Annotated in this window: 14 protein-coding genes and 2 pseudogenes; 3 read left to right on the plus strand and 13 right to left on the minus strand. The window is 47.8% G+C overall.

All coding sequences use genetic code 11. From position 1 onward, the window contains the following. Positions 1-15 precede the first annotated feature (15 nt). The 11 genes and pseudogenes from accB to ACQ5DJ_RS02465 form a co-directional block, all read right to left on the minus strand. Positions 16-516, minus strand: a complete 501-nt coding sequence (accB, locus tag ACQ5DJ_RS02415) for an acetyl-CoA carboxylase biotin carboxyl carrier protein (protein WP_429841019.1) — start codon at positions 514-516, stop codon at positions 16-18. Between the two features lie 207 nt (positions 517-723). Further along, positions 724-1398 (minus strand): SpoIIIAH-like family protein, encoded by a 675-nt coding sequence (locus ACQ5DJ_RS02420; protein WP_429841020.1) that lies wholly within the window; start codon positions 1396-1398, stop codon positions 724-726. Between the two features lie 13 nt (positions 1399-1411). Next, positions 1412-2106, minus strand: a pseudogene (gene spoIIIAG / locus ACQ5DJ_RS02425) (stage III sporulation protein AG). Positions 2107-2137: 31 nt separating this feature from the next. Further along, entirely contained in the window at positions 2138-2815 is a 678-nt protein-coding gene (gene spoIIIAF, locus ACQ5DJ_RS02430; protein WP_429841021.1) for a stage III sporulation protein AF, read from the minus strand. Positions 2816-2823: 8 nt separating this feature from the next. Next, on the minus strand, positions 2824-4020 hold the full coding sequence (gene spoIIIAE, locus ACQ5DJ_RS02435; RefSeq protein WP_174224779.1) for a stage III sporulation protein AE: 1197 nt from the start codon (positions 4018-4020) through the stop codon (positions 2824-2826). A gap of 16 nt (positions 4021-4036) precedes the next feature. Beyond that, positions 4037-4426 carry a stage III sporulation protein AD gene (gene spoIIIAD, locus ACQ5DJ_RS02440; RefSeq protein ID WP_017247996.1) on the minus strand — a complete coding sequence of 130 codons (390 nt, stop codon included), beginning with the start codon at positions 4424-4426 and terminating at the stop codon, positions 4037-4039. A 13-nt stretch (positions 4427-4439) separates the two neighbouring features. Continuing rightward, positions 4440-4643: a stage III sporulation protein AC gene (spoIIIAC, locus tag ACQ5DJ_RS02445; protein WP_007725726.1), complete on the minus strand. Its 204-nt coding sequence runs from the start codon at positions 4641-4643 to the stop codon at positions 4440-4442. A gap of 16 nt (positions 4644-4659) precedes the next feature. Beyond that, positions 4660-5177, minus strand: a pseudogene (gene spoIIIAB, locus ACQ5DJ_RS02450) (stage III sporulation protein SpoIIIAB). Continuing rightward, complete coding sequence (gene spoIIIAA, locus ACQ5DJ_RS02455; protein ID WP_392429177.1) at positions 5165-6127, minus strand: stage III sporulation protein AA; 963 nt, start codon at positions 6125-6127, stop codon at positions 5165-5167. The pseudogene spoIIIAB and the gene spoIIIAA overlap by 13 nt, the downstream one beginning before the upstream one ends. Positions 6128-6273: 146 nt before the next feature. Beyond that, entirely contained in the window at positions 6274-6747 is a 474-nt protein-coding gene (locus tag ACQ5DJ_RS02460) for a CD1247 N-terminal domain-containing protein (RefSeq protein WP_429841022.1), read from the minus strand. A 79-nt stretch (positions 6748-6826) separates the two neighbouring features. Continuing rightward, positions 6827-7090 (minus strand): YqhV family protein, encoded by a 264-nt coding sequence (locus ACQ5DJ_RS02465; protein WP_007725730.1) that lies wholly within the window; start codon positions 7088-7090, stop codon positions 6827-6829. Between the two features lie 148 nt (positions 7091-7238). On the opposite strand from ACQ5DJ_RS02465, the gene ACQ5DJ_RS02470 reads away from it, so the two are divergent. The 3 genes from ACQ5DJ_RS02470 to ACQ5DJ_RS02480 are packed head-to-tail and all read left to right on the plus strand — an operon-like array spanning position 7239 to position 9265. After that, positions 7239-8060, plus strand: coding sequence for a phosphosulfolactate synthase (locus ACQ5DJ_RS02470; RefSeq protein WP_429841023.1), 822 nt, complete (start codon positions 7239-7241; stop codon positions 8058-8060). Next, complete coding sequence (locus tag ACQ5DJ_RS02475) at positions 8051-8767, plus strand: 2-phosphosulfolactate phosphatase (RefSeq protein WP_144616230.1); 717 nt, start codon at positions 8051-8053, stop codon at positions 8765-8767. The genes ACQ5DJ_RS02470 and ACQ5DJ_RS02475 overlap by 10 nt, the downstream gene beginning before the upstream one ends. Before the next feature lie 36 nt (positions 8768-8803). Continuing rightward, a complete protein-coding gene (locus tag ACQ5DJ_RS02480) occupies positions 8804-9265 on the plus strand; it encodes a DUF441 domain-containing protein (RefSeq protein ID WP_012686015.1) in 462 nt (153 codons plus the stop codon). A 52-nt stretch (positions 9266-9317) separates the two neighbouring features. On the opposite strand, the gene ACQ5DJ_RS02485 is transcribed toward ACQ5DJ_RS02480, so the two are convergent. Both ACQ5DJ_RS02485 and ACQ5DJ_RS02490 read right to left on the minus strand, forming a co-directional pair. After that, a complete protein-coding gene (locus tag ACQ5DJ_RS02485) occupies positions 9318-10994 on the minus strand; it encodes a DUF4179 domain-containing protein (protein WP_429841024.1) in 1677 nt (558 codons plus the stop codon). Continuing rightward, a complete protein-coding gene (locus tag ACQ5DJ_RS02490) occupies positions 10975-11544 on the minus strand; it encodes an RNA polymerase sigma factor (RefSeq protein ID WP_429841025.1) in 570 nt (189 codons plus the stop codon). Before ACQ5DJ_RS02490 ends, ACQ5DJ_RS02485 begins: the two co-directional genes overlap by 20 nt. Positions 11545-11844: the final 300 nt, after the last annotated feature.

Below are 11844 nucleotides of genomic sequence, written 5' to 3' on the forward strand. Positions count from 1 at the left end.
CCGCTCTCCCCCACCTTATTCTGGCTTCACCAAAAACAATGCTTGGCCATACTCAACCAATTGACCATCTTCTACGAGCACTTTCACGATCTCGCCGCTTACTTCTGCTTCGATTTCGTTAAAGAGTTTCATAGCTTCCACGATGCAAACGACTTTGCTCGCATTCACTTTGTCACCAGCTTGTACGTAAGACGGCTTGCCTGGTTCTGGTGCGCTATAAAAAGTTCCTACCATTGGAGATACAATCTTGTGGAGATTTGCGTCATCAGATGCTTGTACAACTGCTGCTTTCGGAGCTTCTGCTACGACTGGCGCTGCCGCAACAACTGGCTGAGCCGGGATATGTGCTACTGGTGCTGCAACAGGAGCTTGAACCGCTGGTTGCGTGACGACAATCGTTTCCGTACCATTGGATTTTTTCAGAGACACCTTGGCACCTTCTGTTTCCAAGTTAAATTCTTGAATGGAAGATTGATCAATTAACTTAATAATTTCACGGATTTCATGCATTTTCATTACGAACAAGCACTCCTTCTTTTCTTTCAATAAGGTTCGTGGAGTCCATTATGTATCCTTTTGGCAAACCATAAATCCATGGTAGCCTGTTGCCTATACCACGTCAAGAAAGGATTTCCCCGCTTCTATTCCAACAGAAGCGAGAAAATCCTTACCATCATGCCCGTTTCTCCAATCCCTTATAACGAGAAAGTACCGCAGCCTTTTTTAAGATGACTTGTATTGTACGTTAATGTTTGTCGCTGGGATATTCAAGTGCTGCTTCACGTTTGCAATGATTTCCACGACCTCGTTGGCGCTCAATTTATCTTTTTGTACAATGACTGTCGCCTTGTCGTTTTGGACAGTGACGACCGCATCCTGATAGCCACTCGCCTTGAGCATTTCTTCTGCAGTCATCGTAGCACTTTCCACGTTGGACAGCTCTTCAAACTTGGCCATCGCTTCTGCAACTGCCTGCGGAGAAGACTCCGTGCTGTTTACGATTGCGAGCTGTTCGTCTTTTTGTTGCTGCAGCATGGCTTCGCGTTTCATTTTGTAGCCTTGGAAGATTTCACTCGCCGTTTCTGCTACTGGGACGACCGTGTTCGTTGCGGCTGGTTTTGCTTCTGGCGCAGCAGGTGTTTTGGCTTCCTGCGTGCCATTTTTTTCGTCTACCGGAGTTGCCTTTGGAGCTTGATCGACAGGAGTTGCTTGTGGAGCGTGATCTACTTGCTTGGATTCAACAACCACGCCAGAATTTTGCTCTTGTTTCTGAACGGCTTGTTCTTGTCCTGATGTTGGGACCTGTTCTTGCGGCCCCTTCACCAAGTAATATCCGGAGAGCACAACCATGACAGCAAGCATTGTCAACAACCATACCGTTTGCTTTCGCAGAATCATTCGCCATTACCTCCTACCCTTTTTTGGGCAAAATGGATATTTTATAAGCGGGTACATCCAAAACCTTTTGAACGGCTTCAGTGATCCACGCTTTAACCTGGATGTTATCGGCCCCTTTAGCCACTACCAGGACCCCGCGGACTTTCGGCTTCAGCGTCTTCACAATAACAGGGGCATCTTGCTTGCCGCCTTGCACGATGACGACCTGCTCATCTCGTGACTGGTCATTTTGATTGCGGGTTGCCTTTTCTTTGTCCATTTCCTGATTGGTTGAGGAACGAATGTTTCGGTTTTTTTCCACAACCAGCTCTGGTGTTGATTCCAGATTAACCATGACCTCTACTTCACCGACGCCGACAACAGAAGCGAGGATATCCCGAAGCTGTGTCTCGTAAATGTTTTCATATTCTGCAATGATGTCGGTAGTCGGTGATCCCCCTAGTACATGGGAAGTGGAATCACCTCCAGGAGGACCTGGCGCCTCACTCCCTATATCTCCAAATCCGAGTGGCTGATCTTTTCCACTCTGAGGAAATCCGTCAAAATCATAATGGCTACACCTATTCCCAATATGACGATGAAATAATGCAGCGGCTTTAGTTTTGGGTTTTTGCCTTTGCTCCCCACCACGATTTTCTTTTCTTCCTGCATCCTCTCGCCTTGTTTCTTTATGAACAGACTTTTCAGCTTTTCCCACAATTGGTTCAATGTTTTCACCTCACTTCACTGACAGAATCCACTACTGTTTCTCTCTTTCTCTCGATTCATCTTTGATGACGACTTGACTCTTCGAAAGCCCCCACTCTTTGGCGACATCGTTTGTGATTTGCGCGTAAAGTGGATTGTCATGATGAGCTGTTGCTGCAATATCTGATTTGGGATCAGGTTGTATTTCAATGGGTTCGCCAATCGAAATCTCAACAGGCTGGACAGGTTTAATCGGTTCAATCGTGCTCTGCCCTTTTTGCTCTTCCTTGTTCGCGTCACCGACAACCAACTCGATTCGCTCAAGGGTTGGCTGTTCCGGATTTTGCTGATTGACGGTAATCGTGACATCTTCGACAGTTACGCCGTACTGCTCTTTGACACTGGCTTTTACCGAGGACGCTACCTGTGACTGGACGTAAGCGGTCATCTGTTGGTTTTGTTGACCGAGCAGCTTGTCAGTGATGCGTTTCCACTCTGCCGAAGCAGGTTTGTTCAGCTCTTGTTGGTAGCGATCCAGACGAAAGGCCAAATCTTCCTGCGAGAGGCTGAACAGACTAAACACGGGAGAAATGATCGTCAGCAAGAGAATCAAGCCCATCACCATTTTTACGTAGCGTTGCAGTGTCGTATTGGGCAGAATCAGATCGAGGAAGGCAGCCAAAAGGACGAGCAGGATAATTTTTTTCAACCACAGTGTTAACCACGTCATTTCATCACCTACCGAACCATCATGGAGATGTTGCCCGCCGCAATAATGATCGTAATCGCCAGAAAGAACATCAAGCCGACTGTCGCCAAAGCAGCGAAGACGAACAAAAGACTTTTCCCAATCGTACCTAATGCACTGATGATTGGGCTGTTTCCAAGCGGTTGGAGTACGGCCGAGGACAGATTGTAAATCAGAGCCAGTACCAGTATCTTCAAAGCCGGAAACGCGCATAGCATGATCAGGATTAAAACCCCTGCCAAGCCGACGGCATTTTTGACCAGGAGCGAGGCATTGAGTACGGTATCTGCCGCATCGGAGAACACACGACCTACGATCGGGATGAAATTGCCTGTGATGTATTTCGCTGTTCGGAGAGTGACCCCGTCCGCAACAGCTGAAGTCGCTCCCTGTATGGAAATGATGGCGAGAAAAATCGTCAGAAATGAGCCAAGGACACCCATTGCAATATTGCGAAGCAGGGTCGCTAACTGTGTGACTTTGTACCTCTCTGAAAACAGGCTAACGATAGAGAGCATCGCAGAGAGAAACAGAAGCGGAAACACGACATAAGAGATCATCATGCCACTGGTGTTGATCATGAAGATAATCAGCGGGTGAAACATAGTGGCGGATGCCAGATTACCTACCGAAGCAAGCAGTGCGATGACGAGTGGAATCATGGCCAGCATGAAATCAGACATGTTCGCGATTGCGTCTTTGGCATAGGTAATGGCGACATGGAAGCTGTTGATCGCGAGTACCATCAAGACGAGATAAGTAATCGAGTACGCCACTGTCGATACCGCATTGCGTTCAAAGGCGTTCTGCATCGTTTCGAGAATCATCGCGAAGACCGTAATGATAATGATGGAACTGAGCAGCTTGCCATTCATCAAAATCTCATGAAAGATGAATTTGCCCATTCCTTGCAGGACGCCTGAAATACTTAAGTCACCTTGCTGCATGAGGATTTGGATAAAGCCTTCCGATTTCAAGTCGGGCAAGTACCCTTTATAGTCGCGCTGCAACTGATGCCAATACTGTTCGACTCGGTCTAGCTGCAAGTGATCGACCTGTTGTTGCACGATTTGATTGATCGGACCGGCTGCAGGTGTCACAGCGGGTGTCACTGCAGCAGACACCGCAACTGGAAACAAGGCAAGAAGCAGGAACAAGAACAGGATCAGCTTGCAAGTGTGTGCCATGGACATCCCACCTCCCTTATGCCGGCAACAAGTCGATCACTGTTTCGATAATGATTTGGATGATCGGTACAGCCATAACCAGTATGAGGACTTTTCCAGCGAGCTCGATTTTCGAAGCAATCGCACCTTGTCCAGCATCTCGGGTCATCTGTGCACCGAATTCAGCAATATAGGCAATTCCAATGATTTTTAGAATCGTTTCCAGAAACACAAGGTTCAAATCTGCTTGAACCGCCAATTTTTCCAAAACACGAATGACATCTGCTATTTTTCCGACGAGAAAGTAAAAGATGATGACTCCGCTCGCGATCGCCAGCAAAAAGGCGAACATCGGCTTCTGTTCCTTAATGACTAGCGCGAGAATTGTAGCCACCAGTCCTAGTCCGACAATTTGTACAATCTCCATCTGGAGCCCCTCCTCAGTTGAACAGGAAGACGCGTTTTACCTCGGAGAACAGATCACCGATGTAATGGGACACCATGTACAGGACAATGATGAATCCGACTAGAGTTGCCCAATGCGCAATGTCTTCCTTGCCCGCCTGCTTCAGGACTGTATGCAGGATGGCTGTTATAAACCCTACTGCTCCTATCTGGAAAACAGGTGTCAAATCAAAATCCACTGTGAACACCTCGCCTTTAGAACATCAGGATGACGACCAAGAGTCCACCTAAAAAGCCCAAACTCTTGTACATTTTTTCGTACTTTTCCTGTTCTGCACGAGCCTCCTCTTCCAGCCCTCGCAGGTGAGTGACAGCTAGGCGCAAATGCTTTTGCTGGTCTTCCCGATCGATGATCCGAGTACCTGACCTAGACTCTCAAGCACCTCTCGCTCTTGTCTGCGTAAGGCGGTTTGGGTCCAGAGTCTATTCATAGCTTGTTGCAAGGCTTCCTCAGCCGAATGCGCCTTTTCTGTCTGCAGGAATTCAGCGGCTAGTAGAAATACTTTCCCTACCTCTTCGGAGACACGATGACCGACCTTCACAAACGCCCGCTGTAACGGAGTCATCCCGAACACGATTTCCGTTTCGAGCATTTGCAGAGCAACGAGCAGAGCCCGAAGCTGAACGGGACGATTCGCGTAATACTTGCCGATCTGCCAACCAACCATCGACGCTGAAAACAGGATGAGGACGGCTCCCATCAGCTTGACCATGCAACCTTCTCCCTTTCAACTAGGTTCATGCTTTGATCGTAGATGGCCTGGATGGTTCCAACACCTTTTGCGCGGCTGAGTACGATATAGCGGGAAAAGGCACCATAGCGAATCAGCTTGCCCAGCATGGGGCGTTCGGCTACTTCCTTGACGCTCGCTCCATGTGCCGAGCAAATGACGGCTACCCCTGCATGAATGGCTTCCCAGACTGCGTCGCCATCCTCCGCTCTTCCCACCTCGTCCACAATCAGAACATCAGGAGACATGGAGCGAATCAGCATCATCATCCCTGCAGCTTTTGGGCAAGCGTCCAGCACATCCGTTCGCGGACCGACGTCTCGTTGAGGAACTCCCTGCAAGCATCCCGCCAACTCAGAACGCTCGTCCACAATTCCTACCTTGCGACTTGAAGACCACTCGCTCCCGTAGCTGATGGTTCGCGCCATATCACGTAACAAGGTTGTCTTCCCGCACTGAGGTGGGGAGATGAGCAGCGTGTTCAGCAATTTGCCATCCTCAAACAAATACGGCATGACCTTCTTGGCCGCGCCTTTTTTCTCGCGGGCAATCCGGATGTTGAAGCTGGTCACATCTCTGATTCCCTTCACTTCACCTTTGTCCAGCACCACTTTCCCCGCAATGCCAATGCGATGACCGCCAACTACCGTGATGTAACCCCTTTTCAACTCTTCTTCCAAGGCATAGAGAGAATGCTGGCTGACCTGGTTTAAGAGCTTTGCAGCCTCTTCTGCTGAAAACAGCCAACCTTGCGCGGGTATCGAGGTGATTTGCCCCGACGGTGTCACATAGCTAGATTGTTGGCCAAACCGGACTTCTAGCGGTTGGTTTTGCCGAAGCCGAATCTCTTCCAAATTCTCTCTTACCGCGATAGGAAGGGCCGTCAAAATCGTGCGTAAAGTTGCTGGCAAAATCGCCAAAATCTCATTCATCCGGTACCCTCCTTTTGCAGCATTCTGCCTTTGTACACGTTGTCTTACCTCCATCCTATGCTGAGGTGGACGAGATTTATGCAAAAAAAATAGCTTGCTCTCGTGCTAGAACGCGAGTAGCAAGCTTTTCCTATGTAGCTCATCGATTATCTGTTTTTCTTGTTATCCACCGGCTCTATTACATAGTGTCGGTAGCCTTCCTCATCTTTGCCCTCGTGCAGATAGATTTCTTTCTGACAGCTAGGGCACGCGAACTCGTAGGTCGTATCGAGATGGGGATCTACTTGTCCTTCATACAGTTGTGCATCTTCATCATCATCCAAATCGTAGAAAGTCGCGTACTCGTCGTCATCATCCTCACAATCGACAACGGTCTCGTACAAGTCATCATCATCTTCAAAAAGGTAGAGCTCGATGTCCTCTAAGTCTTCATCCAAGGCCTCTACATAATCCTCTGCCTCTTCCACTCGCGCGTGTATCTCTCGGAGCTGACCCTGTACCTCACCTAGAATCTCAATCATCTCTACCATAATTTTTCCTTCGGGGCTCTTCTCCCCCACTTCCAATCCATCTGCCAACCCTTGCAAGTATGCGATTCGATTCGCCAATGATTCTGGCATCCACATTCCCTCCCATCCAATCTCTCCCACATATCGTTCCCCATCATGATTGCATTTACCAATGGAAGGAAATGGGTAACTACTTGCGGACACCAATCAAGATGCAGGAGATCCCCACCAGAATCCAGGCAATTTTAGCAAAGCTAACCCGATCCGACATGCCTAACAAACCAATTGTTGTAGTGGTGATCAAGATGATTGGCCCGACGATCGCAAGACCTGAATTAATGAGCAGCGCTTTTTCGACTTGGTTCACTTTTAAAATGAGCAAAGCTGCAATGATCTCGATACTACCCGAGAAGACCCTAAGCGCCGCCATACCCATAATTGCTTTTTCCAACATACCGTATCGTCCTCCTCTCCTTTCACTCTATGCCTGTACCACATCATTTCAGCACTTTTTGAATCATCACGATAGGCTTCTGCCCTCACTCCTCCCCTTCACTGGGCATACACTGAACCATACGCCTAGAGAAATGAGGAACTTGCCGATGATAGAGTGTGATCAGTCGTTTTTGCCTGAAAGCTGGGCAAATCCGTCCGGGCAATTTCGAGAAAAGCCCCGTACGAAGGGCTTAACCATGGTCATTGACAAAGGCCTTGGTCTTACCGCTTATTCCGACTTATTAGCGCTGGCTGCTCCTTATATCGATCTATACAAACTCGGTTTTGGCACCATCGCTCTGTACCCCCTCGAAATTCTCAACCAAAAATTGACCCTCGCAAAACAAAATGGCGTACACATCATGCCAGGAGGAACTTTTTTTGAAATTGCCATCCGTCATAATACGATTGCAGATTATATGAAGCTGATTCGCACTCTCGGTTTTACTGCGGTAGAAATATCCGATGGAACGTTCCCTTTATCCTTCTCACAGCGACAGGAAGCCATCAATTACGCGTTAGACAATGATCTGGTGGTCTATACTGAGGTCGGAAAAAAAGCGGCCGATTATCGCGCTTGTCGAGAAGAATTGCTGGAGACACTTAGCTTCGACCTGCACAACGGTGCCAGTCACGTTATTGTCGAAGCGAGAGAGAGTGGTACTGTCGGCGTTTGTGACGGGGATGGCAATATTGACGACTCCTTCGTTCGAGATATTGTCTCGGCGGCCAAAGAAAAAGCCTCCCGCCTGATCTGGGAAGCCCCACAAAAAGATCAACAGGTCTGCTTCATTAAGGCCATTGGCAGCGACGTAAATCTCGGAAATATTGCCTATACGGATGTATTCTCTGTGGAGACGCTACGACGAGGATTGCGCGGCGATACAGCCCTACTCATGGAGAGAGGGGGGGTTTATCCGTGCGAATAGAAGTGGTGCCGACCGTGGAAGAAATTCGTTTTGAACAGATCAGCAATCATGTTGTCATTGTCATCGATGTGCTTCGAGCCTCCAGTACGATTGTCACCGCATTAGGCAATGGTTTTCGTAGCGTTATCCCGGTCGAAACCATCGGGCAAGCGAACTCTCTCCGCGCCAACGACTGTATTTTGGCTGGTGAACGCCACTGTAAGAAAATCCCAGAATTCGACTGCAACAACTCACCAACCGAAATCGCAGCTCTGGGGAAAACGGGGAGCCAGTTGATTCTCACCACGACGAACGGAACTCGTGCGATCCAAAAAGCAGAGCGTGCCTCTGCCCTCTTGATTGGCTGCTTCTTAAATGCCACTGCATGCGTGCGGCACGCTCTTTCGTATCATCTCGATATTACGCTGTACTGTGCAGGTACCCGGTCGGAATTCGCTCTGGAAGACGGTCTGGCTGCCGGCTTGATGATTGCCCAGGCACAACAATCGTTACCGAGCATCCAAATTTGTGATCTGGGTGAAGTTCTAAAAGCGAGCTACCTTTACTACGCAGGAAAACTGAGCGAGCTGTTACCCCACACAACAACAGGAAAAAGGCTCGTCCAGCATCATCTCGCAAGCGACATACGGTACTGTGCTCAAGTAGATCAGTATCAAATCGTTCCGTACATCAAGGAGAAACGCATACTCCCACACCTTGTCTCATAATGTGAAAGGAGAACAGGGACAGGGGTTATGATGCCAATGATGTCTGGAGAAGTGATGCTCGTCATCCTGATCGTTATCGGTCTTATTGGGCGCTCACCGATTATTGCCACTGCTGCGAGTATTTTGTTGGTGTTGAAGCTGACGGCGCTAGAGCGCTTTTTCCCAACGGTAGAACGTCGCGGATTGGAGCTCGGCCTGCTCTTTTTGACCATTTCCGTACTGGTTCCATTCGCCAGCGAAAAAATATCGTGGAAAGACGTCACACCTCTCTTCACTACGGTTGTCGGCTTAACCGCATTGGCTGGTGGGGCCATTGCCACCTGGATGAATGGAAAAGGACTCGATTTGCTGCGCTCTGAGCCACATATGATTGTCGGTCTGGTGATTGGCTCGATTATTGGCATTGTGTTCTTTCGAGGCATTCCCGTTGGACCTTTGATGGCTGCTGGTATTACTGCGTTTGTGTTGAAGCTGTGGGAATGGTTTGGAAGCAGATAAAAAACGAAATCCCCCTCTTTTACATGCAAGAGGGGGATTTGTCTATGTTGTTTTAGCTCTTAAACGGAACTTCCCAGTTGAGGTCTTGATATTGGCGTTGTTGAAGCAAATGAGACAGCTTTAATTCCTTCGGCTGTTTTTCAAGGTCACGGATGAAGAATGTTCCTGTAACATGCACTCTACCATTCTTGCCTTTTGTATATGTTGTTCCTTGAAGCGTTACTTTGTATGTTTGCTTGGACTCATCCTTCGCCGACCATTCAGTCGTGTAGACGATGCCTTCTGGAAGTATAGCCGAGAACGAAATCAGTGCACCTTTTCCAAAATAGGTCTCATCCCCGATTTTTTCTTCTCCCTCCGTTGTTTTTAAGGTAAAGCCCGTTAAGGTATAGGTACTGTCACTGTTCGTCACGGCCACCTTATCCTTTAACAGGGTACCAATCGGGATGGTAGCCTGAAATTTCGATGGTTCATACAGATACAGAGAGTGCATTTTTAATTTGTACATTTGATCCTTTGCTAATGGAGTTATCCCATTCCATTTCGTAACTCCTTTGCCGTCATCATGCACTTTTCCTCGGTACGAATGCTTTACGTTGTTCTTTCGAATTTGGTTAAGTTCTTCATGCATCGCATCGTCCCATCCTGCTACCACATTCCCTTTTTCGTCAAATATTTGGAATGCTACTCCCATGTCGATAAAATACCTCTCCATCCTCTCCGCTTCTGTGAATACACCTGTTTTTGGCTCTTTTACAATCCAGCCGTTTTGCTCTTTCCATTTTTGAATTTGTTCTTCTCTTTCTTTTGTCCAGTCTATGTCCAACTCCATCATACTTGTGCTCGGTACCGTCATAATGTTTTGCAACATGATCTCGATTCCATGCGGTGTCATGTATTTTTGTCCAATCTCTGTATAGTTTGCCACTGCCCTTGCCTTCTTCATATCAACTGGGAACTCTACCTTCCAACTCCCTTCTTTCCCATCTAACATGGTTGCTTCGACACCGACGATCATCTCATCTGGCAATGACTTGCTATCTTTCAGGAATCGGAAAATATCATGGCTAACGACAAGAAACTCTCCTTCTTCACCGTAGGAATATCCCCCTCCTCCAGGATTCAGGTCTTCACCTGACTTGGTTTTGTAAGTAAGGGACAATGCGTTTTTTTCCATATCAAACGGGATACGCTTGCCGTTTTGATCCACGATATTTGCAATGATCGCCATCCGCGCCGGATCCGCAACCACTTCTTTTACAACCAGTGTAATTCCTTGATCCGTTACCTTTTTATTGATCTCCTGGACATACCCCTTCTCCGCTGCCTGCTTCATTCCTTGGTCGATGCCTTGTATGGATTGGATGACACTGTTTACGTAACTCGCAAGAGTCGGAGACACCATGGACCCAAACGTAATGATTGCCGTGACACTCGCTACTGCTAACGCGGTTTTCTTCAAAATGTTTACACTCCTTTTTTTCCAATCAGGTTTTGGTTTTGGCTGTCGCTCTTGCTCTAGGGCAGCCATCACCTGGGCAGTAAAATCTGTAGGCAAAGCGCTTTGAACTTGCAGGCTCGGGAAATCCTCGCCGCTATCCTCTTCCTCCATCATCAGCCTTTGGCAAAGCATACACTCTCCGACATGGTGTTCCAGTAGTCTAGCCGTTCCTTCGGACAACTCACCAGTCAAATACTTGCGCAACTCTTCAGTTTTGGAGCAATTCATAGATAGCAGCACCTCCTGACATTTCTTGCGCGATACTAGCCCGGAGCTTTTTCTTGGCGTGATGGATTCGCATTTGTACAGTTGTGACCGGAACATGCAAAATTTCGCTAATCTCTTTGTAGCTCATCTGTTCTAAGTATTTCAGCAAAAACACAACGCGGTATTCTTCACCCAACGCCATGATTTGCTGCTGCAAGGTATCCTGCTTTTCTTTTTCCAAATAAGCTTTTTCGGGTGTATCGGATTCAATCAACGTTGTCTCTTCCAAAGGTGTTTTGGCATAGTGCTTGTTCTTGCGCCATGCGTCTATGCACAAGTTGGACGCAATCCGATACAGCCAGGCCAAAAAAGCATCTGTCGGCTTATACTTATCCAGTTGATAGTACGCTTTGATGAACGTCTCTTGTGTCAGGTCTTGGGCATCCTGCTGCTGCCCCGTCATTCGATAAAGATAGCCGTATAATCGATCTTTGTACTTGTCGACCAGGTGCGCGTAGGCATCCCGATTCCCTGTTTGTACCTGTTGTATGAGCAACCAATCATCCTGCAAAGGAAATCCTCCCATTTCAAAAAAGTTCGCTGCGCAGCGTTCGTTTTGGCAGGTTCATATGGATTAACGGAGCATTTTGTATTTTCTTTCCAAAAATAAATGCATTTTTAAAAAAAGTTTGTGTCAACATGGTGGAGGAGAAGAAAAAGCACAGCTCTCTTCGACTCTGACACGCCAGCAGGGGGGATTCACTGGCCGTCTCCACTTAAAAAAGGGGACCGTCGAGCCAAAGCCACCCTACGGGCGGTAGTATCTCAAAGAAGAAGTGTTCGACAAGCGTGGTCCCCTTTTTTAAGTTCC

The organism is Brevibacillus sp. FIR094, assembly GCF_050477165.1.
GTDB lineage: Bacteria > Bacillota > Bacilli > Brevibacillales > Brevibacillaceae > Brevibacillus.

What these genes read in the sequence shown, in the direction of transcription:
- spoIIIAE (WP_174224779.1), bottom strand. Translation starts at nt 4,020, where the DNA reads ATGGCACACACTTGCAAGCTGATCCTGTTCTTGTTCCTGCTTCTTGCC.
- spoIIIAD (WP_017247996.1), bottom strand. Translation starts at nt 4,426, where the DNA reads ATGGAGATTGTACAAATTGTCGGACTAGGACTGGTGGCTACAATTCTC.
- ACQ5DJ_RS02465 (WP_007725730.1), bottom strand. Translation starts at nt 7,090, where the DNA reads ATGTTGGAAAAAGCAATTATGGGTATGGCGGCGCTTAGGGTCTTCTCG.
- ACQ5DJ_RS02470 (WP_429841023.1), top strand. Translation starts at nt 7,239, where the DNA reads ATGATAGAGTGTGATCAGTCGTTTTTGCCTGAAAGCTGGGCAAATCCG.
- ACQ5DJ_RS02480 (WP_012686015.1), top strand. Translation starts at nt 8,804, where the DNA reads ATGATGTCTGGAGAAGTGATGCTCGTCATCCTGATCGTTATCGGTCTT.
- spoIIIAF (WP_429841021.1), bottom strand. Translation starts at nt 2,815, where the DNA reads ATGACGTGGTTAACACTGTGGTTGAAAAAAATTATCCTGCTCGTCCTT.
- spoIIIAA (WP_392429177.1), bottom strand. Translation starts at nt 6,127, where the DNA reads ATGAATGAGATTTTGGCGATTTTGCCAGCAACTTTACGCACGATTTTG.
- ACQ5DJ_RS02460 (WP_429841022.1), bottom strand. Translation starts at nt 6,747, where the DNA reads ATGCCAGAATCATTGGCGAATCGAATCGCATACTTGCAAGGGTTGGCA.
- ACQ5DJ_RS02420 (WP_429841020.1), bottom strand. Translation starts at nt 1,398, where the DNA reads ATGATTCTGCGAAAGCAAACGGTATGGTTGTTGACAATGCTTGCTGTC.
- accB (WP_429841019.1), bottom strand. Translation starts at nt 516, where the DNA reads ATGAAAATGCATGAAATCCGTGAAATTATTAAGTTAATTGATCAATCT.
- ACQ5DJ_RS02485 (WP_429841024.1), bottom strand. Translation starts at nt 10,994, where the DNA reads ATGAATTGCTCCAAAACTGAAGAGTTGCGCAAGTATTTGACTGGTGAG.